We start from the raw sequence: 24050 nt of genomic DNA, 5'->3' as shown, positions 1-24050 counted from the left end.
GCTCAGGGGAGGGCGGGTGTGGTCGTCCGGCGGTGGGTTCTTCGCCGTGCCCGGCGGTGGGTTCTTCGCTGTGCCCGGCGGTCCGCCGCACGTCGTCGCGCGTGATCACACCGCCGCGTCCGGTGCCCGTCACCGTGTCCAGATCGACCTCGAGGAGGGCCGCGAGTTTGCGTGCGCCGGGCTTCGCGTCGGGTCGCGCGGGTGGGGTGTCGCCGTCGCGGTCCCGCCCGGCGTCCGATGAGGCGCGGCGGGTCGCGCGCCTGCTCTGAGGGGCGTCGCCGGGACCGTAGCCGACAAGCACCGACGGTCGGGACGGGCCGCCGCTGTCACCGGCCGGTTCGGCGGGTCCGTCCTCGGTGGCAATCCGCAGCAGGGGTGCCCCGACCGGCACCGTCTGCCCCGGTTCGACCAGCAGTTCCTCGACCGTGCCGGCATAGGGCGACGGCAGTTCCACCGTGGCCTTGGCGGTTTCGACCTCACCGATGACCTGGTTGAGTTCGACACGATCGCCGACCGCGACGACCCAGTGCACCCAGTCTGCTTCGGTGAGTCCCTCACCGAGATCGGGAAGACGGAATTCCTGTACTGCGCGTGTGGGATTCGTCATCGGTCCGCCTCACGCTGCGAGTGCGCGGTCGACCGCGTCGAGGATGCGATCCGGGTCGGGGCGGTGGTGGGATTCGAGTTTGGCCGGGGGATAGGGGATGTCGAATCCGCCGACCCGCAGGACCGGTGCCTCGAGCTGATAGAAGCACCGCTCGGTCGTGCGGGCGGCGATCTCCGCGCCGATGCCGCAGAAGACCGGCGCCTCCTGCACGACGACGAGCCGGCCGGTCCGTCGCACCGACGCCTCGATCGTGTCGAAGTCGATGGGCGACAGCGACCTCAGATCGACGACCTCGAGCGAATGTCCTTCCGCCTCGGCGATCTCGGCTGCGCGCAGCGCGGTGCCGACCAGCGCACCGAAGGTCACGACCGTCGCGTCGGAACCGGAGCGGACGACCCGCGCGGACGTGAGCGGGAGGTCGGGTGCGGTGTCCGTGTCGACCTCACCGCGTTCCCAGTAGCGGTGCTTCGGCTCGAGGAAGATCACCGGGTCGTCGAGCGCGACGGCCTGCTGGATCATCCAGTACGCATCGGATGGAGTGCTCGGGCTCACGACCCGCAGACCCGCGGTGTGGGTGAAGTACACCTCCGGTGATTCCGAATGGTGTTCGACCGCACCGATGCCGCCACCGTAGGGGATCCGGACGGTCAACGGGGCCACCACGGCACCGGCGGTGCGGTAGTGGATCTTCGCGACCTGCGAGACGATCTGGTCGAAGGCCGGATAGACGAAACCGTCGAACTGGATCTCGCACACGGGCCGATAGCCGCGCAGCGCCATCCCGAAGGCCGTTCCCACGATCCCGGATTCGGCGAGCGGAGTGTCGATCACGCGACCCTCACCGAAATCCTTCTGCAAGGTGTCGGTGATGCGGAAGACACCACCGAGGGTGCCGACGTCCTCGCCCATGATGACGACCTTGGGGTCGTGTTCGAGTGCACGGCGGAGTCCGGCGTTGAGGGCGCCGCCGAGGGTCATCGTCGTGGTGGTCATCGTCGCGCCTCCTCCGTGGGTCCGAAACTCGCCAGATACTCGGCGTAGTCAGCACGTTCCTGTTCGACGAGCGGATGCTCGGTGGCGTAGACGTGGTCGAACAGGGCGTCGGGTTCGGGGTCGGGCATCCCGAGCGTGCCGCGTCGTAGCCGCATCGCGGCATCGTCGGCGGCCGACCGGACCTCGTCGAAGAAGTCCTCGTCCGCGTGCCCCTCGCGTTCGAGCAGTCGTCGCAGCCGATCGATGGGGTCGCGTGCCTTCCACTCCTCGATATCGGCGGGTGTGCGGTAGCGGGTGGGGTCGTCGGAGGTCGTGTGCGGGCCCATGCGGTAGGTGAGTGCCTCGATGAAGAACGGTCCGGCACCCTCGCGGGCATGCCGGACGGCGCGCCGGGTCACCGCCAGGACTGCGAGGACGTCGTTGCCGTCGACCTGCACGGCCGGCATCCCGAATCCGGCGGCGCGCCGGGCCAGAGGGACCGGGCTCTGCACATGGGTGGGCACGCTGATCGCCCAGTGGTTGTTCTGGCAGATGAACACCACGCCGACACCCCAGCTGACGGAGAAGACCATGGCCTCCGAGAGGTCGCCCTGGCTCGTGGCGCCGTCGCCGAAGTACACGACGGTGGCGATCTCGGCACCGTCGAGCTTCGCGCCCATCGCGTAACCGGTGGCGTGCAGGCCCTGGGCGCCGACGACGATCGCCGGGTTGGTGGTGGCGACCGTCTGCGGATCCCATCCGGACAGGCCGCACCCACGCCACAGGCGGGTCATGTCGGCGGGGTCGACGCCGCGGCACAATGCGACGGCGTGCTCGCGGTAGCTGGTGAAGACGTAGTCGTCGGGCGCGAGTGCCCGGGCGGAGCCGACCTGCGCGGCCTCCTGGCCCTGGAGCGGCGCCCAGAGGCCGAGCTCGCCCTGCCGTTGAAGGGCCGTGGCCTCCGCGTCGACGCGTCGCGCGACGACCATGTCGCGGTAGAGCCCGCGCAGTTCGTCGGGGCCGACGTCGGCGACGAGTGGGCCGTACTCGGTGTCGAGGACGCGTCGCCCGTCGGGCTGGATCAACTGGACCGGATAGGCGGTCGGTACAACCATCTGATCACCTCGTCGGTGCGGATCCGGCGTGCCCTCGTGAGGCCCGACCGGATGATGTGTGCCGTACATCACATCATCCGGGCAAATCGCGCGTGCGCAATCGATCCGCCCCCGACCGTGCAGAAAGCACGGTTTCAGGGTGCGTTCAGCTGGCAGACTGCGAAGAATGACCAGTCTGGATGCCACCGATGCGCGTCTGCTGCTCGAACTCACGCGCACACCACGGGCCACGGGAGTGGAACTCGCGCAGCGTCTCGGGTTGTCCCGCAACACCGTCCAGGCGCGTCTCGCCCGATGGGAGGCCGAGGGCGTGCTCGCCTCGTTCGACCGGCGGGTGGATCCCGTCAGCCTGGGTTATCCGCTCGCCGCCTACGTGGCCACCCGGGTCGATCAGCACCGTCTCGACGAGGTCGTCGACGAACTCGCACAGATCCCCGAGGTCACCGAGGTCTACGGGCTGACCGGGCAGATCGACCTGTCGGTGAAGGTGGTCGCCCGTGACGCCGACGACCTCTATCGGCTCGCGGGCCGGATCCTGAAGATTCGCGGCGTCGAGCGCACGGACATGTCGCTGGTCATGCAGGACCTCGTCCCGCAGCGGACGGCTCCGCTGCTGGCCCGGGCGGCCGGGCGCAGCGGAGACGACGCGACGTAGGGCGTCAGCGGCCCGCGTTCGGGGTGGCCAGCTGGGCGGCGGCCTTGCGGATCTGATCGGGGATCGGGACGGGGCGGCGCGTCTGCGGATCGACGTAGACGTGGACGAACCGGCCGGTCGCCGCCGGGATCAGGGTGTCGTCGGCCTCCCGGAAGATTGCGAGCGAATAGGTGATCGACTGTGTGCCCAGACGTTCGACCGCCAGTCCGACCTGCAGGCGGTCGGGGAAGGACAATTCGGCGAGATAGCGGCAGGAGGTCTCGGCCACGACCCCGATCGCGTCGAGTTCGCGGATATCGACACCGGTGGTGGAGATGAGCCACCCGTTGACCGCCGAGTCGAAGTACGAGTAGTACGTGACGTTGTTGACGTGGCCGTAATGGTCGTTGTCGGCCCAACGCGTCTGCATGGGCCACAACACCGGGAACTGCTCCGGCTCAGGCGGGGCGGCTGGGCTCGTCGGTTGGCGGTTGCTCACGTCTCGACGATAGTGCTCTCCGCACGTCAAATCAGACCAACCCCCACGCCAATCCCGAACCGAGACGCAAAACCCTCGAATCGGACGTGCACAGGGCGTGTCCGCCTGCCGGGGTCGTCCCGGCACGCACGGCGTGTCGCCCCAAAGCCGGAACGGCGTGTGCCGTTCGTGTCAGGATCGGATCATGTCCGATACTCCCGTTCTCCTCTCCACCGTCGAACTCGCCGAGATGATCGAGCAGGGCCGGTCGCCGGTGATACTCGACGTCCGCTGGGCGCTCGGTGACAGACACGGGCGGGACCGATTCCTCGAAGGACACATCAGCGGCGCGGTCTACGTCGACCTGGACGAGGATCTCGCCGATCCGCCCGCCCCGGGGCTCGGCCGTCATCCGCTGCCCGACATCGACCGATTCCAGGCCACCGCACGCCGGTGGGGGATCGACGACGGTGCTCTGGTCGTCGCATACGACGACAGTGGTGATCTCGCCGCGGCCCGCGCCTGGTGGCTGTTGCGCTGGGCCGGGCACTCCGAGGTGCGGCTGCTCGACGGCGGACTGCAGGCGTGGATCGCCGGCGGGCACCCTCTCGCCGCAGGTCCGGGCGGCGAGAAGAAACCGGGCAACGTGACGTTGAGTCCCGGCCACATGCCCACGATCGGTCCCGACGAGGCCGCGGCCTTCGCGACCCACGGAGTCCTGCTCGATGCGCGGGCCCACGCGCGGTACTGCGGCGACGAGGAGCCGGTGGACCGCCGGGCGGGGCACATTCCCGGGGCGGTCAGCGCGCCGACCACCGAGAACCTCCGCCAGGACGGGTCGTTCCTGCCCGCGGATCAGATCGCGCACCGCTTCTCGAAGCTGGGTGTGAAGCGCACCGACGTCGCCGTGTACTGCGGATCGGGAATCAACGCCGCACACGAGATCGCCGCGCTGGAGATCGCGGGCATCGACGCCGCCCTGTATCCGGGCTCGTGGTCGCAATGGTCGGCGGATCCGAAGCGGGAGGTCGCCACCGGCAGTTGAGCGATCCGCCGGCCGATGCGTAGTTCTCGTCGACGATTCGCGAGATCGCCGACGAGAACTGCACGCCGGAGCCGGCCGCGAATGGGACACCCCGGAGTATCCCGGAGAAACGCCCGGTAAATTAACGCAAATGAAGCATTTCGCCCGAGGCCGTACGACGCTCACGGTAGGTGCTGCAGTCCTGGCGACGCTGCTCGCCGCACCGACCGTATCGGTCGCGCCGGTGCCGGCCGATACGGCACCGTCCCACTGCGTATCCGCCACTCCCCAGGCCGAGATCGCCGCACTGACCGATCCCGCGGGAATCGACACCTTCGACGACGCCCGCACCCGGATCGCCGAGCTGCGCGACCTCCTCACCCGCAGCGACGACTACCGTGGCACGTTCGTCCTCGCCTTCGACGAGATCCTCGAACTCACCGGCCCGACCCTCGACTCCGGGATCTACGACGATCCGGAATGGGCGTCCGCGCTCGCCGTCGAAGTGGTGCGTCTCTACCTGGCGAATCTGCACGAGTACGTGGCCGGCGGGTCGCCGGCGCCGCACTGGGCGGAAGCGCTCGCGCTCACCGAACAGTGCGACCGCAGCCCCGGTCGCGTGTTGCTCGGCGCGATCGTCGCCCACCTGGTGGTCGACTTCCCGGAAGCGCTCGTGACCATCGGATCGACGCCCGAGCACACCCGCGACTTCTACACCTTCGGTGAGGCGCTCGTCGATGCTGCGCCCGTGATCGCCGAGGAGTTCGAGGCGGTCTACAGCGTCGACCTCGGACCGTTCTTCACCGGCTGGTTCGTCGGCGACCTGGTGGGAGACACCGAGACCACCACGTTCATGTTCCAGTCGGCACGAACGGCCGCGTGGGTCAACAACTTCGGTCTGCAGAACCCCGCCACGCACGACATCACCCGCCTCGAGATGAACGTCGCGGTCGACGCCGCCACCGTGGTGCTCGACGGTCTCGAGCAGGGCGGAATCGTCTGACGGCGGAGTCGTCCTCGGTTCCTGCCGTTCAGGAACGGGAGTACTCCGACGCGCGGCGCACCTGCTCGCGCGTCGGGGTCACCCCCGTGTAGAGCTCGAACTGCAGGGCCGCCTGCAGCGCGATGACCTCGTCGCCCGTGATCACCGGGATGTCGTGCTCGCGGGCGAAGCGGACGAGCGGGGTGTCCGGCGGGACGGCCACGACGTCGAAGACGGTCGACGCTGCGGCGACGAAGTCGTGGGGGAGCGGCAGGTCGCCCGATTCGGCGCCGCCCGCCATCCCGATCGGAGTGGCGTTGACGATCAGCCCGGGCGCGACGTCGCTCGTGTCGGCGCGCCATTCGTAGCCGTACTTGCGCGCGAGCGGCCGTCCGGTGTCCTCGTTGCGCGCGACGATCGTTCCGTCGGTGAATCCGTTGTGGCGCAGCGCCGCTGTCACTGCCTTCGCCATGCCGCCGCTGCCCACCACCGTGACGGGCAGGGTGGAGTCGACGCCGTGCTCGACGAGCAGATCGCTCACCGCCTGGTAGTCGGTGTTGTAGGCGTGCAGGACGCCGTCGTCGTTGACGATCGTGTTCACGGACTCGATGGCCCGCGCCGAATCGTGCAGTACGTCGACGAGGGGCAGTACGGCTTCCTTGAACGGCATCGACACCCCGGCGCCGCGGATGCCCAGGCCGCGTATCCCCGCCACGGCGTCCTCGATGTTCGCGGGCGCGAACGCCTTGTAGACGAAGTCGAGGCCGAGTTCCTCGTAGAGATAGTTGTGGAACCGGGTGCCGATGTTGCTGGGACGGCCGGACATCGAGATGCACAGCCGGGTGTCCTTGGAGATGCGCTCGAGCATTTCCTCACCGTAGACCCGACGCATGCGGAAACATCGATGTTCTCGGACGAGCATGCTGTTCTCACTGGAAAGAATGATATACTGTCCGATGCATGGGAGACGATCTGGGTGCAGGTGGACTGAGATTCGAACGGGAAGGCGCGATCGGCTGGTGCATCATCGACCGGCCCGCAGCACGCAACGCGTTCACCCCGGCGATGTACTACGGGCTCAAACGTGCGGTGCGACTGGTCAATTCCGATCCCGACCTCGCCGCCCTCGTCATCACCGGTGTCGACGACGTCTTCGCGCCCGGCGGTGACCTCGGCGGTCGCGCCGAACCCGGCGACGATCTGCCCGAGGGCCTCTCGGGAGTGGACGTCGTCCCGTTCCTGACCATCCGCGACAGTCGCGCCCCCGTCATCTCCGCCGTCAACGGCATCTGCCAGGCGGGGGGACTGCTGGTCGCGATGATGTCCGACATCGCCGTCGCCAGCGAGCGCGCGACCTTCCGTGTCCCCGAACTCCTCCGGGGCATCCCCGACGCGACCTTCGCCGCCGCGCTGCCCGCGCACGTCGGTCTCGCCGTCGCCCGCGACCTGCTGTTGTCGGCGCGGGTCTTCGACGCCCACGAGGCGCAGCGTCTGGGTGTCATCTCCCGCGTCGTCCCGCACGAGCAACTGCGCGAGGCCGCACTCGAGGCCGCGCGGCAGGTCCTGCGCACCGCACCCATCGCGCGCGCCCAGGTCAAGCGCATGCTCAACGAGCGCTACGGACAGTTCGACTACCAGACGATGTTCGGTGCCCTCGAGACCTCACCCGAACCCCGCGAAGGGATGCGGGCGTTCATGGAGAAACGCGAACCCGACTGGATCCCGCGCAACCTTCCCGCCTGAGCGGTGGCACGGGCACGGCTCCGCCGCGCAGGTGTCACGGGCACGGCTCCGCCGCGACGGTGTCACGGGCACGACTCCGCCGCGCTCACCAGGGCGCGGTGGTCGTCGACCGTGATCGGCAACGCGTAACGCACCGCGACGGTCAGGTACCGGCCGGCGAACCAGCAGCGGTAACCGGCGGCCGGTGGCAGCCACTGGGCCGGCGTGCCGTCGCGCTTGTCGAGGTTGGCCTGCCCGTCGACAGCGACGAGGTTGTAGGTGATGTCGTTCGCGAACCGGAGTCGACGTTCGGCGGGCCATGCTGCGGCACCGAGATCCCAGGCCGCAGCGAGCGGATAGATGTGATCGATGTGCACGGCGATCGCCTCGGCACGCCGGAACTCCACGCGCGCCCCGGTGTACGGATCGTTCAGGACCCCACTCGTCACGACACAGTCGTCGCTACCGGCCCGGAAGGTGGGGGAGGTGAGGTCGCGCGCGAGGACGTTGTTGCGGGTGTCGCAGCCGTCGTGCCCACCGGCACCGGGGTGATCGTCGGACCAGGCCGGGCCGAACACGCATCGCTCGCCCGGGCCGCAGCCCCGCTGATAGCCGGGCACCCGTCGGCGCTGCTCGACCACCGTCACCTGCTCGAGCAGAGCATGCACCTCGGCTCGGGTGGGGCTGCCCGGCACCGTCCCGGACTCCGGCGCGGTGCGGTCCCACAGCCAGGACACCGCCACCGCGACCACCACTGCCGCCACCCACCACGTCGCGTTCCCCCCACGCACGCGGCGATCCTGGCATGCCCTGCCGACAGGATCTTCAGGGCACGGTGACGACGATCTTCCCGCCGGCGTGCCCGGACTCGACGAGTTCCAGCGCGGCCCCGGCCTCGGCGAGCGGAAAGGTCCGCTCGATGCGCGGGGTGAGGGCACCATGCTCGACGAACGCCGCGACCCGCTCGAACACCTCCCGGGTCCGTCGCCGCGTGATTCCCGAACCGCCCAGCGTCTCCGCGCGGGCCGGATCGGCGACACTCACGACCCGTTCCGGCGCCCGCGTCAGCGCGACCGCCCGCTCGAGTACGTCGCCGCCGACGAGGTCGACGACCGCGGTCACCGCCCCGCACCGCTCCGCGGTGGCCGCGACCCGCGCGTCGAACCCGTCGCCGGACTCGATCCACAGACCGCCGCACGACTCGACGAGATCCCGTTTCCCCGCACTCGCCACGCCGAGCACGGCGGCACCGGCGTTGTGCGCGAGCTGCGTCGCCGCCGACCCGACGCCCCCACCGGCACCCAGGACGAGGACGGTGTCCGCATCGACGATCTCGAGGTGCTCGACGATGTCGAAGGCCGTTCCGGCCGCGACCGGGAGGGTCGCCGTCACCTCGAACGGCACCGACTCGGGCACGAGCGCGGCAGCCCGCGCGTCGACGAGGGTGTACTCGGCGTAGCCGCCGTAGCCCTCCGCGGTGGCCCCGAAGACGGCATCGCCCGGCCGGAAGCCGGTGTCCGGACCGGCGGCCTCCACCACACCCGCGACCTCCCGTCCGAGCACCGCCGGGAAGTGCACCGTGACGCTGCCTGTGCGCCGTCCGGACCGCACCTTCCAGTCGGCGGGATTCACGCCCGCGGCCCGGACCGCCACGAGGAGCTGCCCCGGACCGGGCGAGGGGACGGGGGTGTCGAACAGCTGCTGTGTCTCCGGACCGCCGTACTCCGCGAAGCCGTATGCGCGTGCCATGGGACCCAGCCTGCCATCGGGGTCGGGTGCGGCTGGCACGATAGTGGGCATGTTGCACGGGCTGTGGTCACCGGGATCCGGCCTGATGCTGTGGTGGGACCCCGCCGCAGAGCCCGATCCCGACGCGCTGCCGTCTGCGCTGCGCCGGTGGATCGACCGCCCGTTCCGCCATCGCGTCACCCTCACTCTCCCCACGGAGACCGAGCCGAGCACGCTGCCCGCCGTCGCGGTCGCGCCGTCGGATGCAGCCGAGCTCCTGCTCGACATGCCGCGCCGTCCCGGGGGCGTCGGCGGCGACCTGCGGTATCTCGCGCACGTCGCCCGCGGCATCGAGAGGTGGGCGCAGGCCGGTCGGGTCGCACCGGAGCTCGTGCGTGTCGAGAAGCAGTGGTGGGCGCGGTGGCGTCTGCTCGGTGGCGAGAAGACGCGGGCCTGGTCCGCCGAACTGGCGGCCGCGATGTCTCCGGCGCAGCGACAGCTCGGTCGACCGGTCGATCTCCTCGACGATCTGTGCCGCGAACTGACCGACCCGATCGTGCGCACCCTCCACGGCTCGTCGACCTCGCTGCACCCGCTCGTCGCCGCACTGGCCGAGGGGAGTCCCCATCCCCGCGGCACCCAGCGCATGGCCGATGCGCTCGAGGAATGGCGTGCCAGCCTCGCCGGATACGAACCCGACCTCGTGCTGCGCCTCGTCGAGCCGGACGATGCCGACGACGGGGTCGGAGCCGACTCCATCTGGCGGCTCGAGGTGTGCCTGCGACCGGAGGGCCAGTCCCCGACGCCGCTGCCCGTCGAGGACACCGACCCGCACCTGCTCCAGATCGGCGTGCGCAAGCTCGGGATCGCACTCCAGGCCTATCCCCGCCTGCAGGACGTGCCCCGCGATCCCGACAGTCTCGACCTGCTGCTGCCCACCCCGGTCGTCGTCGACCTCGTCGAACACGGCGCCCGGGAGCTCGACGCCGCAGGCATCGCGGTGCTGCAGCCGCGCGCCTGGACCCGGGTCGATCCGTCGCTGCGTCTGCAGGTCGAGTCGCCCGTCGCCCCTGTGAGCGCCGACGACAGCGTGGTCGGGATGAGCGCGATCGTCTCGTACGAATGGCAGCTCGCCGTCGGCGACATGCTGCTCACACCCTCGGAGATGGAAGAGCTCGTCGCGGCCAACAGTGACCTGGTCAAGCTGCGCGGCAAGTGGGTGCGGGCCGATGCCGAGGCACTGGCCCGCGCGGCCCGGTACGTCACGGCGCATTCCGCCGAGGATGCGACCCTCGGGTCGTTGTTCGCCCAGTTCACCGGCGACGATGCTCCGCCCGCGGAGGTCACCGAGATCTCCGCTTCCGGCTGGGTCGAGATGCTGCTCGACGGGCAGGCGCACCCCGAGTCGGTCCCCGTGCCGGCGGGACTGAACGCCGAACTGCGTCCGTACCAGCAGCGCGGCCTCGACTGGCTCGCGTTCATGAGCCGGCTCGGTCTCGGTGCCGTGCTCGCCGACGACATGGGCCTGGGCAAGACCATCCAGGTTCTCGCGTTGCTCGCCCACGAACGCGAGTCGAACCTGCGGAAGGCACCGACACTGCTCGTCTGCCCGATGTCGGTGGTGGGCAACTGGCAGCGCGAGGCCGAACGGTTCGTGCCCGACCTGCGGGTGCACGTCCACCACGGCGCCCAGCGGCTGAGCGGACCGGCACTCGCCGCCGCTGCCGCCGATCATGATCTCGTGGTGACGACCTACGCCATCGCCGCCCGCGACGTCGCGCAGCTCGCGACGCTGACCTGGCAACGCGTGGTCCTCGACGAGGCCCAGCACGTGAAGAACACCGCGACGGCGCAGTCCCGCGCCACGCGCGCCGTGCCCGCGGCGCACCGGATCGCGCTCACCGGCACCCCGGTGGAGAACCGGCTCGAGGAGCTGCGCGCGATCCTGGACTTCGCGAATCCGTCCCTGCTCGGCAGCGCGGCGTCCTTCCGTGCCCGGTTCGCGGTGCCGATCGAGCGCGATCACGACGCCGTCGCCGCGGCGCGGTTGCGGGCGCTGTCCGCACCGTTCGTGATGCGCCGCGTCAAGACCGATCCCGACGTGATCTCCGATCTGCCCGAGAAGTTCGAGCAGACCGTGCGCGCCAACCTCACGGCCGAGCAGGCCGCCCTGTACCGGGCCGTCGTGGACGACATGATGCGCCGGATCCGCGACAAGGAGGGCATGGCTCGCAAGGGTGCGGTGCTCGCGGCGCTGACCCGGCTCAAGCAGGTGTGCAATCATCCGGCGCACTATCTGGGCGACGGCTCGCCCGTCCTGCGTCGCGGACGGCACCGCTCGGGCAAGCTCGGTCTGGTCGAGGACATCGTCGAGTCGGTGCTGGCCGACGGCGAGAAGGTGTTGCTGTTCACGCAGTTCCGCGAGTTCGGTGAGCTCGTCGTCCCCTATCTCGAGGAGCGGTTCGCGACGACGGTGCCCTTCCTGCACGGGGGAGTGTCCAAGGGGCGGCGCGACGCGATGGTCGACGGCTTCCAGGGAGAGGGCGGTCCTCCGATCATGGTGCTCTCGCTCAAGGCGGGCGGTACCGGACTGAACCTCACCGCTGCGAACCACGTCGTGCATCTCGACCGGTGGTGGAATCCGGCGGTGGAGAACCAGGCCACCGACCGCGCGTTCCGGATCGGGCAGCGCCGCGACGTCCAGGTCCGCAAGCTCGTCTGTGTGGGGACGGTGGAGGAGCGTATCGACGAGATGCTCACCGGCAAACAGGAACTGGCCGAGATCGTGGTCGGGGCGGGGGAGAACTGGATCACCGAGTTGTCCACCGACCAGCTGCACTCCCTGCTCACCCTCGGCGACGACGCGGTGGGGGACTAGATGGCACGGGGCAACGTACGCCGCTACGGCACGGCCCGCCGGATCGACGGCGGCATCGAGGCGCGCACCAAGCGGGGCGCGATCGGCCGCAGCTGGTGGTCGAAGGAACTGATCTCTGCGATGGAGGAGGTCGCCGAGAAGGGGAGACTGACGCGGGGCCGTGCCTACGCGCGCGCCGGGCAGGTGATCTCCATGCGACTCGAACCCGGAGTGGCGGTGGGAGATGTGCAAGGCAGTCAGCTCACCCCGTTCACCTCGGCGGTGCGGGTGCGCACGCTCGACGAGGAGGCGGTGGGCGAACTCGTCTCGCTCGTCCGCTCGTCGCCGGGCATGCTGGCGCGGCTCGCCGCGGGCATCCTTCCCGAGGAGCTGGGATCCTCCCTGCTGCCGCGACGCGCGGGCGAGCTCGACTTCGACTGCACGTGCCCCGACGACGGGTGGCCCTGCAAGCACGCCGCGGCCGTCGCCTACCTACTTGCAGAACACGTCGACGACCAGCCGCTCGCGGTCCTGACCCTGCGCGGGGTGGACCTCGCGACGCTGATCGGCGGCGTCGACGATGCGGACGCCGACGACGACCCGGCCGCAGCGCAGGACTTCTACGGCGACGACACCGAGTTGCCCGAGCTGCCCACGGAACGGTTCCGCCCCGCACCCGAGGACCTCGACCCGATGCTGCTGCGCCGCGCGTTGCGGGCCGGTGGAACCGACGAAGCCGTGGTGATCCGCGGCATCGCCGATCTCGAGGATCTCTACCGCCGCATGCGCTGACCGCGATCGGGCGCCGGTGGTTGTGCTGTCCGCCCCCGGGGTATGCCGCCCGATGAAGGTGACGGCTCCGGTCGCGCCACCGACAGCACATGCCACGAGTGGAGGATTCATGCGGACACCGGAAGCACCGTCGACAGCGCGAGAGAACGCAGAACGTGCGGTCCATGCGGTCCAGGACGAGGTCGACACCTATCGGAACGGAGAGGATCGACCCCTCGGCGGATATGCGGTGCTCATGTCCGTGTACGCCACCATCGTCGGCACGCTCGGCGCCGTCGCGGCCAAGCGAGGGCGGCCGATGCCGAGGCCCGATGCCGGCGATCTCGTCGTCACCGCGCTCGCGAGCCACAAGATCTCCCGCATCGTGAGCAAGGCGGCGGTGACCAGCCCGGTCCGGGCACCGTTCACCAAGTTCGACGGCCCCGGTGGTCCGGCCGAGGTGATGGAGCAGCCCCGCAAGTCGTCGCGGGTCCGTCACGCCGTCGGGGAACTGCTGGCGTGCCCCTTCTGCCTCGACCTGTGGACGGTGACGGCGCTGGTCTTCGGCCGCGTCTACGCTCCGAATCTCACGCGTCTGGTGGCGGGGTCGTTCGCGGCGTTGACCGGAGCGGACTTCCTGCACCTGGCGTACGCGAAGGCACAGCAGATCGCCGAGGGCTGATATCGACCCTTCGTGAGGGGTGCCGGCCGATCCGGTCCGGTGTGACGGTAGACATACGTGGACTTCCAACTATAGGATGAGCGAAGACTTCGGGCCTTCGCCCGTTCGCGCCGAAAATCGCACATCCCACGTCATCGCACACCAGTAAAGGACGGGATCGGACATGAGCGTTCGAGAATTGACCCACTTCGTCGGCGGACAGCACGTCGCCGGCACCTCCGGCCGCTTCGCCGACGTCTTCGCCCCCAATACCGGAGAGGTCCAGGCGCGCGTGCCGCTCGCGGCCGACTCCGAGGTCGACGCCGTCATCGCCAACGCCGCCGAGGCGCAGAAGGTGTGGGCGTCCTGGAATCCTCAGAAGCGCGTGCGCGTCCTCATGAAGTTCGTGTACCTCGTGCAGGAGAACATGGACGAGCTCGCCCACCTGCTGTCGAGCGAGCACGGCAAGACCGTCCCCGACGCGAAGGGCGACATCCAGCGTGGCCTCGAGGTGATCGAGGTCGCCATCGGAGCCCCGCACCTGCTCAAGGGTGAGTACACCGAGTCCGCGGGCGGCGGAATCGACGTCTACTCGATGCGTCAGCCCCTCGGCGTCGTCGCCGGCATCACCCCGTTCAACTTCCCGGCCATGATCCCGCTGTGGAAGGCCGGCCCGGCTCTCGCCGCCGGAAACGCGTTCGTGCTCAAGCCTTCCGAGCGCGATCCCTCCGTGCCGCTCCGCCTGGCCGAGCTCTTCCTCGAGGCCGGTCTGCCCGCCGGTGTGTTCAACGTCGTCAACGGCGACAAGAGCGCCGTCGACTACCTGCTCAACGACCCGCGCATCAAGGCCGTCGGCTTCGTCGGCTCGACCCCCATCGCGCAGTACATCTACGAGACGGCCGCGAAGAACGGCAAGCGCGCACAGTGCTTCGGTGGTGCGAAGAACCACGCGATCATCATGCCCGACGCCGACCTCGACCAGGTCGCGGACGCACTCGTCGGCGCCGCCTACGGCTCGGCCGGTGAGCGCTGCATGGCGCTGTCCGTCGCCGTCCCCGTCGGTGAGGAGACCGCGGACCGGCTCGTCGCCAAGCTCACCGAACGCATCGCCGAACTGCGTATCGGCACCAGCTTCGACGAGAAGGCCGACTTCGGTCCGCTCGTGACCGCCGCCGCCCGCGATCGCGTGCACGGTTACATCGCCCAGGGCGTCGAGGAAGGCGCGGAACTGGTCGTCGACGGCCGCGACTTCGTCCTCGAAGGACACGAGAACGGCTTCTTCTCCGGCGCCACCCTGTTCGACAAGGTCACCCCCGAGATGTCCATCTACAAGGAGGAGATCTTCGGCCCCGTGCTCACCGTGGTGCGTGCGCACGACTACGAGGACGCCCTGCGCCTGCCCACCGAGCACGAGTACGGCAACGGCGTCGCGATCTTCACCCGCGACGGCGACACCGCCCGCGACTTCGCGGCCCGCGTCGAGGTCGGCATGGTCGGCATCAACGTCCCGATCCCCGTCCCGATCGCGTACTACACCTTCGGCGGCTGGAAGGCCTCCGGCTTCGGCGACCTCAACCAGCACGGCCCCGACGCCTTCCGCTTCTACACCAAGACCAAGACGGTCACGCAGCGCTGGCCGTCCGGTGTCAAGGAGGGCGACATCGAGGGTGCGCACGTGGCCGACACCGACCACTTCGTCATCCCGACGATGAACTAGGCGGTCCATCGATGTTCGTTCTCACCGACGACGACCGGGCGATCCGCGACACCGCCCGCGACTTCGCCACCGAATATCTGGCCCCGAACGCGGTCGAATGGGACCAGAGCAAGCACTTCCCCGTGGACGTGCTGCGCAAGGCCGCCGAACTGGGCATGGGCGGGATCTACGTCCGCGAGGACGTGGGCGGATCGGGGCTGCGACGCCTCGACTCCGTCCGCATCTTCGAGGAACTCGCGAAGGGCTGCCCGTCCATCGCCGCATACATCTCCATCCACAACATGGTCACGTGGATGATCGACAAGTTCGGCAACGACGATCAGCGCAAGCAGTGGATCCCGAAGCTCTGCACGATGGAGCACCTCGCGAGCTACTGCCTCACCGAGCCGGGCGCCGGATCCGACGCAGCGGCCCTGAGTACCAAGGCCGTTCGTGACGGCGACGAGTACGTGCTCACCGGGGTCAAGCAGTTCATCTCCGGAGCCGGCACGTCCGACGTCTACGTGGTCATGGCCCGCACCGGCGACACCGGCGCCCGCGGTATCTCGGCGTTCATCGTCCCGAAGGACACCCCCGGGCTGTCCTTCGGTGCCAACGAGAAGAAGATGGGCTGGAACGCGCAGCCCACCCGCCAGGTCATCCTCGACGGCGCCCGCGTGCCCGCCGAGAACCTCCTCGGCACCGAGGGCGGCGGCTTCCGAATCGCCATGCACGGTCTCAACGGCGGCCGCATCAACATCGCCGCGTGCTCGGTGGGTGGCGGCCAGACCGCCCTCGACCGGGCGGTCGCCTACCTCGCCGAGCGCAAGGCCTTCGGCGAGCGGCTGCTCGACTCGCAGGCGCTGCAGTTCCGCCTCGCCGACATGCGGATCGAACTCGAGGCCGCACGCACGATGCTGTGGCGTGCCGCCGACGCGCTCGACCGCGGCGCCGACGACGTCGTGGAGCTGTGCGCGATGGCCAAGCGCTTCGCCACCGACACCGGTTTCGAGGTCGCGAACGAGGCGCTGCAGTTGCACGGCGGATACGGTTACCTTGCCGAGTACGGGATCGAGAAGATCGTGCGCGACCTGCGCGTGCATCAGATCCTGGAAGGAACCAACGAGATCATGCGGGTGGTCGTCGCGCGGAGCGTGGTGGCCGCAGCGCAGAACGGAGCGGCATGACCGGGCAGGAACCCGAGATCATCATCGACGTGAAGGACGGCATCGGCCGTATCACGCTCAACCGGCCCAAGGCCATCAACGCCCTCAACCACGCCATGGTCCTCGAGATGTCGAAGGCCCTGAGCGCGTGGGAGAACGACGATTCGGTGCGTGCCGTGCTGGTGCGCGGTGCCGGTGAGCGCGGTCTGTGCGCCGGTGGCGACATCGTCTCGATCTACCACGACGCCAAGGACGGCGGCACGGGATCGCAGGACTTCTGGCGCGACGAGTACATCCTCAACGCTGCCATCGGTCGCTACCCGAAGCCGTACATCGCGATCATGGACGGCATCGTCATGGGCGGCGGCGTCGGGATCTCGGCGCACGGCAACGTCCGGATCGTCACCGAACGCTCGAGCATCGCGATGCCCGAGACCGGAATCGGATTCGTTCCCGACGTCGGCGGCACCTATCTGCTCTCGCGCACGCCCGGCGAGATCGGCACGCACATCGCGCTGACCACCGGACGGATGAAGGCCGGCGACGCTGTCGCTCTGGGCTTCGCCGACCACTACCTGCCGTCCGAGTCGCTCGACAAGTTCGTCGCCGCACTCGAATCCGGCTCGCTCGAGGACGCGCTCGCCGAATACTCTCAGCCCGCACCGGAATCGGCGCTGCTCGCACAGCGCGAGTGGATCGACGCGGCGTACTCCGCCGACACCGTCGAGGAGATCGTCGAACGCCTCCAGGCCTCCGATGTTCCGGAGGCACGCGAGACGGCCGACCAGGTGCTCGCGAAATCGCCTGTCGCACTGAAGGTGACCCTGCGGTCGCTGCGTCACGCCCGGCAGCTCGGCAGCCTCGAAGAGGTGCTGAACGAGGAGTTCCGGGTCTCGACCGCCTCGCTGAAGTCGCACGACCTCGTCGAGGGCATCCGCGCACAGGTCGTCGACAAGGACCGCAACCCGCAGTGGTCGCCGGCGACCCTCGCCGATGTCACCGAGGCCGACGTCGACGCCTACTTCCAGCCGCTCGGCGATCTCGAACTCGGGCTCGCCGCTCCCAAGGAGAACGACCGATGAGTGAACTTCCCACCGTCGCCTTCCTCGGCCTCGGACACATGGGCGGGCCGATGGCCGCGAACCTCGTCCGCGCCGGCTACACCGTCACGGGTTACGACCCGGTCCCCACTGCGCAGGAAGAGGCCACGAAGAACGGCATCACCGTCGCCGAGGCCGCGACCGACGCGGTGCGCGGCGCCCAGGTCGTGATCACCATGCTGCCCAACGGCAAGCTCGTCCTCGACCTGTACGACGAGATCCTGCCCGCGGCCGGGGCGAACACGCTGTTCGTCGACAGCTCGACGATCGACGTCGCCGACGCCCGCGCGGCGGCGGAGAAGGCTCAGAAGGCCGGTCACCGTGCTGTCGACGCCCCGGTGTCCGGCGGTGTCGCCGGTGCCGCCGCAGGCACCCTCGCGTTCATGGTCGGTGGCAGCGAGGACGATTTCGCCACCGCGAAGCCGCTGCTCGAGGCCATGGGACGCAAGATCGTCCACTGCGGCGGGTCGGGCAACGGCCAGGCCGCGAAGATCTGCAACAACATGATCCTGGGCATCTCGATGATCGCCATCAGCGAGGCGTTCGTCCTCGGCGAGAAGCTGGGCCTCGACAACCAGGCACTGTTCGACGTCGCGTCCAACGCGTCCGGTCAGTGCTGGGCGCTGACGAGCAACTGCCCGGTGCCGGGCCCCGTCCCGACCACCCCCGCGAACAACGACTACCAGCCGGGCTTCGCGGCCGCGCTCATGGACAAGGATCTCGGACTGGCCGCGAACGCGGTGCGGGCCAACGGTGTCGAGGCCGAACTCGGACTGCGTGCAGCCGAGCTCTACCATCGTTTCAACACCGAGGGTGGTGGAGGACTCGACTTCTCCGCCATCATCACCGACATCCGAGACCGCTCGACCGCGAAGGACAGCCAGTGACCGATTTCGAGACCATCCTGCTCGACCGCAAGGGCCGCGTCGGCATCGTCACCCTCAACCGGCCGAAGGCGCTCAACGCCCTCAACAGCCAGTTGATGCGTGAGGTCGTCGCCGCCGTCGAGGAACTCGACGCGGACGACGAGATCGGTGCGATCCTGCTCACCGGCTCGGAGAAGGCGTTCGCCGCCGGCGCCGACATCAAGGAGATGGCTCCGAAGACCTTCGCCGAGGTCTACGCGGAAGACCTGTTCTCGCAGTGGGATCGGCTCTCGTCCGTCCGCAAGCCGATCGTCGCCGCGGTGTCGGGCTACGCGCTCGGTGGCGGTTGCGAGCTGGCGATGCTGTGCGACTTCATCATCGCGTCCGACACCGCCAAGTTCGGTCAGCCCGAGATCAAGCTCGGCGTCATCCCCGGCATCGGTGGATCGCAGCGCCTGACCCGCGCCGTGGGCAAGGCCAAGGCCATGGACATGTGCCTGACCGGCCGCAACATGGACGCCGAGGAGGCCGAGCGCGCCGGACTCGTCTCGCGCATCGTTCCTGCCGCCGAACTGTTCGACGTGGCACTCGAGACGGCGACGACCATCGCGTCGATGTCGCTGCCCGTCGCGATCATGGCGAAGGAGGCCGTCAACCGCTCCTTCGAGACGACGCTGGCCGAGGGCGTGAAGTTCGAGCGCCGCGTGTTCCATTCGACGTTCGCCACCGCCGACCAGAAGGAAGGCATGGCGGCCTTCGTCGAGAAGCGCGCGCCGGAGTTCAAGCACGCCTGATCCGCACCATCTGTACGACGGAGGGCCGCCCCGAACGGGGCGGCCCTCCTCGTTTCTCGGCCGTCTCTCGCGCCTCACCACTTGGAAGGCGCACCGCCGGTGTCGAAGTCGCCGGCGTCGTGCCGCATCGTCGCGATGATGCGCAACAGTGTGTCGATGTGCTCCTCGGGGATACCCGGCCGGGCGAAGACCTCCGTGTTGAGCTTCTCGGTTGCCTGGATCGCCAATGCCCGTCCCTCGTCGGTGAGTTCGATGAGCGTGGCCCGTCGATCGCTCGGATGCGGGGTACGCCGGACCAGTCCGGCCTTCTCGAGGCGGTCGACGGCGTTGGTGACGCTGGTGGGGTGCACCTGCAGGCGCGCACTGGCCTTCGCCATCGGCAACGCCCCCGACCTGGTGAAATGCAGCAGCGTGAGCAGTTCGTAGCGGGCGAAGGTCAGGCCGAAGGGCTTGAGTACCTCCTCGACCCGCGCCATCATGATCTGCTGCGCCCGCATCACCGAGGTGACCGCGGCCATGCCGTCGGCGACTTCGCCCCAGCCGTGGGCGGTCCACTGGCGGTGGGCTTCGGCGATGGGGTCGAGGGGGAGTGGTGCGGGCATGCCTCCATCATCCCACGGACGAACGCCCAGGTAGCCAGGGCACACCGGTTTCCGGTGCCTTTCGTGCCGGGTTCAGCGGTACGCGTAGTCGCGGAAACGCTCGTCGACCTCGCCCACACTCAGCCCGAACTCCTCGAGCGTGTACCGGTGCGCGGGTTTCCTTGCCCCGCTGCGGCTTTCTTCGTGCAGGTCGGCCATCGCGCGTTCGGCTTCCGCGGTGAACGGCAGACCGAACCGGTCGTACAGGCCGCCGACGGTGCCGAGCGGATCGGCGACGAAATCCCGGTAGTCCACGTCGACGAAACGGGCGGGATCGTGCCGGCGGCGCACCTCGGTGAAATGATCGAAACCCCGTGCCCAGAGGTCGAGCTGGCTGCGCCCGATCGTCTCGCCGACGAACGCTTCGGACCATCCTTCCGTGGCCTGCGCTGCGAGGCTGCACACCGACGGGATCACGGTGCGCGGATCGCGGTGGGTGACGACGACGAGCGCGTCCGGATACACCGTGAGCAGTTCGTCCAGTGCGAACAGGTGGCTGGGATTCTTGAGCACCCACCGCTTGTCGGCGTCCGGCAGCCCGATGAGCTGCAGGTTCCTCCGGTGCCGGGCGTAGGCCGCCGTCCAGTCCTGCTCCGCGAGCCACTGCGAGTAGGTGGGCAGGTGGGCCAGGCACTCGTAGGAGATCGAGCGGAACGACTGGCGCAGAAGCTGCCAGCATTCCTCGACCTCGGCGGCCGACATGTAGTGCACACCCATGAATTCGGGATGCTCGATGTGGTGCTGCGCGAACCCGGCCTCGATACCGGCGAAGACCGGGTTCTCCGCCCAGGTCTCGCGGGGCGGCCGGGGCTGCGGCATCTCGGTCAGCCACATCTCGAGTCCCTGATGGGCGGGATCCGCAGCGAGCAGACGGTGCAGTGCCGTCGTGCCGGTGCGGGGCAGGCCGGTGACGAAGATCGGCCGGGTGATCGGGACGTCGGCGTGCTCGGGATGGGCGGCCCAGGCCGATTCCGACAGCAACCGCGCCACGAGGGCGCCGCGCAGGAAGACCCGCGACATCTTGCTGCCGAGCGGGGTGAGCTTCTCGTCCCGCGCATACGATTCGAGCAGGATCCCGAGCCCGTCACGGTAGTCGTCGTCGCCGAAACCGGTCAGGCCCGTCAAACGGGTCGCGGAGGCGTGCAGATCCTCGACGGTGCCGACGGTGGTGCGTTCGCTCATGTGCTGTCCCGTTCAGTGGTGGTATTCGCCGCAGTTGACGTCGAGGCACTGGCCGGTGATCGCCGACGCCATCGGCGAGGCCAGGAAGATCACCGCATCCGCGATCTCCTCGGTGGTCGGGAGACGCTTCAGATCGGAAGCGGCGGCGGTGTGCTCGTAGATCTGTTCGACGGTGGTGCCGTACTTTTCCGCCTGGTGTTCGAAGTACCCCTGCAGAATCGGACCCCAGATGTACCCCGGTGCAACTGAGTTCACTCGAACTCCCTGCGGTCCGAGCTCGGTCGCCAGGGACTGCGACATCGCCAGCAACGCCGACTTCGCGAGTTTGTAACTGCCGTAACGTTCCTGGGAGTGACGCAGCACCATCGAATTGATGTTGACCACCGCGCCGGCCGACTCGGCGAGGGCGGGGGTGAACAACTGTGTGAGCCGCAGCGCGCCGAGGACGGTGAGTTCCACGCTGTCGCGAATCTGCTGGAAGTCGGTGCGCGCCAACGGCTTCATCGACGGAACGGAGAAGGCGTTGTTGACGAGCACGTCGACACGCCCGAACTCCGAGACCGCCGCCTCGACGAGTGCGGCGGCGGACTCGTCGTCGGTGATGTCGGTGGGCACGACCAGTGCCCGGCGGCCCGTGCTCTCGACTTCCGCTGCAACCTTCTCGAGCCGCTCCCGGGTCCGGGCGGCAAGCACCACGTCGGCGCCGTGTTCGGCGCACCGCAGCGCGAGCGTGCGCCCCAGTCCCGGACCGACACCGGAGACCACGACGACGCGGTCGCGGAGCAGTCCCGCTGCCGCGCTCATGCGAGCATCCGATCGGCGACGCCCCGCTGGCGCTCCGCGATGCGCTGCGCCCACGCCTCGGGTGTGATGCGATTCGAATCGTGGAAGGGCAGGACCTCGGGGAGCCGATCGAACGGCACCACCTCGGCGGTCGGGCCGTCGGCCGCGGTCAGTTCGCGATCGAGGCGCTGCCAGCGGAACTGCAGGATCCCGCGGCTGCGGCCGAGGGTCTCGACCCAGTTCGTCAGCCCCGGATCGCGAGCCGAGACCACGATCCGGACCATGCCGTCGGGATCGACCTGCGCCTGACTGTTGTTCAGGGAGGTCTGGTGGTGGATGTAGTCCAGGGAGATGTACCAGAGACTGCCGATCTGGAAGCCCAGATAGGGCGCGTCGCTCGCCGGGAGGGTCAGGACCATCGCCTCGTCGTCGGCGAGTTCGTAGTGCCCGACGGACGAGTACTGCGTGTCCAGGCCGCCGGGGGTGCGGCGCGGCTCGGTCACCGTGTTCACCGGCAGCTTCAGGTAGAACCACTCGGGGAACTGCAGCCAGGTCTTCACCCGCGAGACCAGCGCGCGACCGGCACGTTCGTAACGGGTGACCACGTCCTGGTGGGTGGGTTCGGGAGCCGGGGTGCCGAGGCTGTCGAGCCGGTGGATGCTCAGTGTGCCGCGGCGTTGCGTCCAGTCGCTGTAGACCTCGCGGACCACGAGCTGCGACGAGCCGGGCGCGAGCGGGAAGTAGTTCCGTTCCGGATCGCGCGGGCCGGGTCCGAATCGCACCTCGAAGGTGCCGTCGTCGGCGATGTTCAGTGCGCGGTCGTCGAAGGCCGTGACGTTGCCGGGCACTTCCGCATCGGTGTAGTTGCCGGCCAGCACCTGGAAGCTGAGATCGCAGGTCGTGCCGCGGCGCCCGGTGACGACGTACTCGGCGTCGTCGCGGATCGACGCGCCCCAGTAGAGGGTGTCGGGATTGTCGAGGCCCATCTTCGCGTAGGGACCGGTGCCGGTGACGAAGACCGGATGGGAGCGGCTGTACGCGAAGGTGGCGTGCACGCACGCCGAGATCCCACCGGCCAGATATCCGTATCCCTCGACGAGGTCCTGTTCGGTGCGGATGTGCGGGGCGGTGGCGACGAGTTTCTCGGCCTCGGCTATCGCCGCGGTGAGCGGATCGGTGAGCACTGCGATCTCCTGTGGTCCAAATATGTACCGCTGCGGTAGTCTTCCGTTGCGCTGAGAGTAGAACGTGTTCCAGGGAGGGTCAATGGCTCGTCGCGAGACCGGAACGCTCGGAGAGTCCACCGCCGGGGCGGGAGCAGCCCGCCGGTCGCCACCCACGGAACGCGTCGTGCAGGTCCTCGACCACCTCGTCGCGCGACCCGGCGTCCGGTTCGGACTGTCGGAACTGGCACGCGAACTCGACCTGAGCAAGCCCACCTGTCTGGGCATCCTCACCGTCCTCGCCGACGCCGGCTATCTGATCCGCGACCCCGTCGACAAGACCTACGGGCTCGGTCCGGCGCTGATCGTCGCGGGACGCGCCGCCCAGCGCGGCTTCGCGTCCGGGCCGGTCGCGCACCGTCATCTCGCCGCACTCGCCGAGGAGTTCGGCGTGATGTGCTCCGCGTCGGCGGTCGTCGGCGACCGGATCGCGGTGCTCGACGTCGTCGGTGGCCACGGCACGGCCGCGGCGGCGCGTGTGGGGGAGGTCTATCCCTTCGCACCCCCGGTGGGGCTGATGTACGTGCTGTGGGACACCGACGAGCGCATCGAACAGTGGCTGCGGCGAGAGCCGACCCTGCCGGTCACCGTGGACCGCGACGACCTGTGGCGGATCGTCACCGAATGTCGCCGGACGGGTTATCTGGCCGAGTCCCTCACGCCCGGCGGCCGCCGCCTCTACGCGCTCATGGCCGGGGTGGTCTCGCACGATCTCGCGCCCGAGATGCGGGAGATGCTGGCGGAACTCGTGGCGAGCCCCGGTGAGCGCGTGCTGCTGCCCGACGCCTTCGCCGCGGGGGAAGAGCGGGCGGTCAACCTCATGGCCGCCCCGGCCTACGATCCCGACGGCCACCAGTCGCTCGTGCTCACGCTGCACCTCGAGCGGGAGGTGGACGCGGCCGGGATCGAGCGGTGCGGTGCGGCGCTCGTGGCGGTCGCGGATGCGATCACCGCGGATCTCGGCGGACGCCGGCCGGCGCGCTGACGGAGCGCTGCGGAGACTACCCGTTGACCTGGAATTGAAACTCGTTCTACTGTTACGGAGTAA

24 protein-coding genes are annotated in these 24050 nt (G+C 69.2%); 13 read left to right on the top strand and 11 right to left on the bottom strand.

Going from position 1 to position 24050, the window contains the following annotated elements; all coding sequences use genetic code 11:
• From B9C99_RS21945 to pdhA, 3 genes are all read right to left on the bottom strand, one after another.
• Nucleotides 1–607, bottom strand: a 607-nt coding sequence (locus B9C99_RS21945; protein ID WP_172415050.1) for a biotin/lipoyl-containing protein, incomplete at its 3' end; no start/stop codon positions are given.
• Between the two features lie 9 nt (nt 608–616).
• Nucleotides 617–1600, bottom strand: a complete 984-nt coding sequence (locus tag B9C99_RS21940) for an alpha-ketoacid dehydrogenase subunit beta (protein ID WP_016693765.1) — start codon at nt 1598–1600, stop codon at nt 617–619.
• Complete coding sequence (pdhA, locus tag B9C99_RS21935; RefSeq protein ID WP_088899337.1) at nt 1597–2694, bottom strand: pyruvate dehydrogenase (acetyl-transferring) E1 component subunit alpha; 1098 nt, start codon at nt 2692–2694, stop codon at nt 1597–1599. Before pdhA ends, B9C99_RS21940 begins: the two co-directional genes overlap by 4 nt.
• A 166-nt stretch (nt 2695–2860) precedes the next feature.
• Here pdhA and B9C99_RS21930 point away from each other — a divergent pair, with 166 nt between their 5' ends.
• Complete coding sequence (locus B9C99_RS21930; RefSeq protein WP_016693767.1) at nt 2861–3349, top strand: Lrp/AsnC family transcriptional regulator; 489 nt, start codon at nt 2861–2863, stop codon at nt 3347–3349.
• A 4-nt stretch (nt 3350–3353) separates the two neighbouring features.
• On the opposite strand, the gene B9C99_RS21925 is transcribed toward B9C99_RS21930, so the two are convergent.
• Complete coding sequence (locus B9C99_RS21925; RefSeq protein WP_024103679.1) at nt 3354–3827, bottom strand: thioesterase family protein; 474 nt, start codon at nt 3825–3827, stop codon at nt 3354–3356.
• Between the two features lie 184 nt (nt 3828–4011).
• On the opposite strand from B9C99_RS21925, the gene B9C99_RS21920 reads away from it, so the two are divergent.
• Nucleotides 4012–4851, top strand: a complete 840-nt coding sequence (locus tag B9C99_RS21920) for a sulfurtransferase (protein WP_088899334.1) — start codon at nt 4012–4014, stop codon at nt 4849–4851.
• A 130-nt stretch (nt 4852–4981) separates the two neighbouring features.
• Complete coding sequence (locus B9C99_RS21915; RefSeq protein WP_088899333.1) at nt 4982–5833, top strand: DUF5995 family protein; 852 nt, start codon at nt 4982–4984, stop codon at nt 5831–5833.
• A gap of 28 nt (nt 5834–5861) precedes the next feature.
• Here B9C99_RS21915 and B9C99_RS21910 read toward each other — a convergent pair whose 3' ends face one another.
• Nucleotides 5862–6680, bottom strand: a complete 819-nt coding sequence (locus tag B9C99_RS21910) for a shikimate 5-dehydrogenase (RefSeq protein ID WP_026061490.1) — start codon at nt 6678–6680, stop codon at nt 5862–5864.
• Between the two features lie 92 nt (nt 6681–6772).
• On the opposite strand from B9C99_RS21910, the gene B9C99_RS21905 reads away from it, so the two are divergent.
• Nucleotides 6773–7555 (top strand): enoyl-CoA hydratase/isomerase family protein, encoded by a 783-nt coding sequence (locus tag B9C99_RS21905; protein WP_088899332.1) that lies wholly within the window; start codon nt 6773–6775, stop codon nt 7553–7555.
• Nucleotides 7556–7617: 62 nt separating this feature from the next.
• Here B9C99_RS21905 and B9C99_RS21900 read toward each other — a convergent pair whose 3' ends face one another.
• Entirely contained in the window at nt 7618–8289 is a 672-nt protein-coding gene (locus B9C99_RS21900) for an HNH endonuclease family protein (RefSeq protein WP_088899331.1), read from the bottom strand.
• Nucleotides 8290–8359: 70 nt separating this feature from the next.
• Nucleotides 8360–9283: an NADP-dependent oxidoreductase gene (locus tag B9C99_RS21895; protein ID WP_088899330.1), complete on the bottom strand. Its 924-nt coding sequence runs from the start codon at nt 9281–9283 to the stop codon at nt 8360–8362.
• A 49-nt stretch (nt 9284–9332) separates the two neighbouring features.
• Here B9C99_RS21895 and B9C99_RS21890 point away from each other — a divergent pair, with 49 nt between their 5' ends.
• The 8 genes from B9C99_RS21890 (at nt 9333) to B9C99_RS21855 (ending at nt 19173) form a co-directional block, all read left to right on the top strand.
• Nucleotides 9333–12140 carry a DEAD/DEAH box helicase gene (locus tag B9C99_RS21890; RefSeq protein ID WP_172415049.1) on the top strand — a complete coding sequence of 936 codons (2808 nt, stop codon included), beginning with the start codon at nt 9333–9335 and terminating at the stop codon, nt 12138–12140.
• Nucleotides 12141–12911, top strand: coding sequence for an SWIM zinc finger family protein (locus B9C99_RS21885; protein ID WP_088899329.1), 771 nt, complete (start codon nt 12141–12143; stop codon nt 12909–12911).
• Between the two features lie 109 nt (nt 12912–13020).
• Complete coding sequence (locus tag B9C99_RS21880; RefSeq protein ID WP_016693776.1) at nt 13021–13572, top strand: DUF1360 domain-containing protein; 552 nt, start codon at nt 13021–13023, stop codon at nt 13570–13572.
• Between the two features lie 163 nt (nt 13573–13735).
• Nucleotides 13736–15268: a CoA-acylating methylmalonate-semialdehyde dehydrogenase gene (locus B9C99_RS21875; protein ID WP_088899328.1), complete on the top strand. Its 1533-nt coding sequence runs from the start codon at nt 13736–13738 to the stop codon at nt 15266–15268.
• An 11-nt stretch (nt 15269–15279) separates the two neighbouring features.
• Nucleotides 15280–16434, top strand: a complete 1155-nt coding sequence (locus B9C99_RS21870) for an isobutyryl-CoA dehydrogenase (RefSeq protein WP_088899327.1) — start codon at nt 15280–15282, stop codon at nt 16432–16434.
• Nucleotides 16431–17495 (top strand): enoyl-CoA hydratase/isomerase family protein, encoded by a 1065-nt coding sequence (locus tag B9C99_RS21865; RefSeq protein ID WP_088899326.1) that lies wholly within the window; start codon nt 16431–16433, stop codon nt 17493–17495. The genes B9C99_RS21870 and B9C99_RS21865 overlap by 4 nt, the downstream gene beginning before the upstream one ends.
• Nucleotides 17492–18400: a 3-hydroxyisobutyrate dehydrogenase gene (mmsB, locus tag B9C99_RS21860; protein WP_088899325.1), complete on the top strand. Its 909-nt coding sequence runs from the start codon at nt 17492–17494 to the stop codon at nt 18398–18400. The genes B9C99_RS21865 and mmsB overlap by 4 nt, the downstream gene beginning before the upstream one ends.
• On the top strand, nt 18397–19173 hold the full coding sequence (locus tag B9C99_RS21855) for an enoyl-CoA hydratase (protein ID WP_006552563.1): 777 nt from the start codon (nt 18397–18399) through the stop codon (nt 19171–19173). Before mmsB ends, B9C99_RS21855 begins: the two co-directional genes overlap by 4 nt.
• 74 nt (nt 19174–19247) lie before the next feature.
• On the opposite strand, the gene B9C99_RS21850 is transcribed toward B9C99_RS21855, so the two are convergent.
• The 4 genes from B9C99_RS21850 to B9C99_RS21835 all read right to left on the bottom strand — a co-directional run bounded on the left by B9C99_RS21850 (nt 19248) and on the right by B9C99_RS21835 (nt 22963).
• Nucleotides 19248–19775 carry a MarR family winged helix-turn-helix transcriptional regulator gene (locus tag B9C99_RS21850; RefSeq protein ID WP_006552564.1) on the bottom strand — a complete coding sequence of 176 codons (528 nt, stop codon included), beginning with the start codon at nt 19773–19775 and terminating at the stop codon, nt 19248–19250.
• Between the two features lie 72 nt (nt 19776–19847).
• The gene (locus B9C99_RS21845; protein ID WP_088899324.1) at nt 19848–20996 is read right to left on the bottom strand and encodes a sulfotransferase; all 1149 of its coding nucleotides are present in this window, start codon (nt 20994–20996) and stop codon (nt 19848–19850) included.
• A gap of 12 nt (nt 20997–21008) precedes the next feature.
• A complete protein-coding gene (locus B9C99_RS21840; RefSeq protein WP_088899323.1) occupies nt 21009–21800 on the bottom strand; it encodes an SDR family oxidoreductase in 792 nt (263 codons plus the stop codon).
• Nucleotides 21797–22963, bottom strand: coding sequence for a hypothetical protein (locus B9C99_RS21835; protein ID WP_088899322.1), 1167 nt, complete (start codon nt 22961–22963; stop codon nt 21797–21799). The genes B9C99_RS21840 and B9C99_RS21835 overlap by 4 nt, the downstream gene beginning before the upstream one ends.
• Nucleotides 22964–23045: 82 nt before the next feature.
• On the opposite strand from B9C99_RS21835, the gene B9C99_RS21830 reads away from it, so the two are divergent.
• Nucleotides 23046–23987, top strand: a complete 942-nt coding sequence (locus tag B9C99_RS21830; RefSeq protein WP_088899321.1) for an IclR family transcriptional regulator — start codon at nt 23046–23048, stop codon at nt 23985–23987.
• Nucleotides 23988–24050: the final 63 nt, after the last annotated feature.

Origin of the sequence: Rhodococcus sp. BUPNP1, from assembly GCF_002215235.1 — a bacterium.
Lineage (GTDB): Bacteria > Actinomycetota > Actinomycetes > Mycobacteriales > Mycobacteriaceae > Rhodococcus.
The sequence above is the reverse complement of the archived record's forward strand: the minus strand, read 5'-3'. Positions and strand labels throughout refer to the sequence as shown.

What these genes read in the sequence shown, in the direction of transcription:
- B9C99_RS21940 (WP_016693765.1), bottom strand. Translation starts at nt 1,600, where the DNA reads ATGACCACCACGACGATGACCCTCGGCGGCGCCCTCAACGCCGGACTC.
- pdhA (WP_088899337.1), bottom strand. Translation starts at nt 2,694, where the DNA reads ATGGTTGTACCGACCGCCTATCCGGTCCAGTTGATCCAGCCCGACGGG.
- B9C99_RS21930 (WP_016693767.1), top strand. Translation starts at nt 2,861, where the DNA reads ATGACCAGTCTGGATGCCACCGATGCGCGTCTGCTGCTCGAACTCACG.
- B9C99_RS21920 (WP_088899334.1), top strand. Translation starts at nt 4,012, where the DNA reads ATGTCCGATACTCCCGTTCTCCTCTCCACCGTCGAACTCGCCGAGATG.
- B9C99_RS21915 (WP_088899333.1), top strand. Translation starts at nt 4,982, where the DNA reads ATGAAGCATTTCGCCCGAGGCCGTACGACGCTCACGGTAGGTGCTGCA.
- B9C99_RS21910 (WP_026061490.1), bottom strand. Translation starts at nt 6,680, where the DNA reads ATGCTCGAGCGCATCTCCAAGGACACCCGGCTGTGCATCTCGATGTCC.
- B9C99_RS21905 (WP_088899332.1), top strand. Translation starts at nt 6,773, where the DNA reads ATGGGAGACGATCTGGGTGCAGGTGGACTGAGATTCGAACGGGAAGGC.
- B9C99_RS21895 (WP_088899330.1), bottom strand. Translation starts at nt 9,283, where the DNA reads ATGGCACGCGCATACGGCTTCGCGGAGTACGGCGGTCCGGAGACACAG.
- B9C99_RS21890 (WP_172415049.1), top strand. Translation starts at nt 9,333, where the DNA reads ATGTTGCACGGGCTGTGGTCACCGGGATCCGGCCTGATGCTGTGGTGG.
- B9C99_RS21885 (WP_088899329.1), top strand. Translation starts at nt 12,141, where the DNA reads ATGGCACGGGGCAACGTACGCCGCTACGGCACGGCCCGCCGGATCGAC.
- B9C99_RS21880 (WP_016693776.1), top strand. Translation starts at nt 13,021, where the DNA reads ATGCGGACACCGGAAGCACCGTCGACAGCGCGAGAGAACGCAGAACGT.
- B9C99_RS21875 (WP_088899328.1), top strand. Translation starts at nt 13,736, where the DNA reads ATGAGCGTTCGAGAATTGACCCACTTCGTCGGCGGACAGCACGTCGCC.
- B9C99_RS21870 (WP_088899327.1), top strand. Translation starts at nt 15,280, where the DNA reads ATGTTCGTTCTCACCGACGACGACCGGGCGATCCGCGACACCGCCCGC.
- B9C99_RS21865 (WP_088899326.1), top strand. Translation starts at nt 16,431, where the DNA reads ATGACCGGGCAGGAACCCGAGATCATCATCGACGTGAAGGACGGCATC.
- mmsB (WP_088899325.1), top strand. Translation starts at nt 17,492, where the DNA reads ATGAGTGAACTTCCCACCGTCGCCTTCCTCGGCCTCGGACACATGGGC.
- B9C99_RS21850 (WP_006552564.1), bottom strand. Translation starts at nt 19,775, where the DNA reads ATGCCCGCACCACTCCCCCTCGACCCCATCGCCGAAGCCCACCGCCAG.
- B9C99_RS21845 (WP_088899324.1), bottom strand. Translation starts at nt 20,996, where the DNA reads ATGAGCGAACGCACCACCGTCGGCACCGTCGAGGATCTGCACGCCTCC.
- B9C99_RS21840 (WP_088899323.1), bottom strand. Translation starts at nt 21,800, where the DNA reads ATGAGCGCGGCAGCGGGACTGCTCCGCGACCGCGTCGTCGTGGTCTCC.
- B9C99_RS21830 (WP_088899321.1), top strand. Translation starts at nt 23,046, where the DNA reads ATGGCTCGTCGCGAGACCGGAACGCTCGGAGAGTCCACCGCCGGGGCG.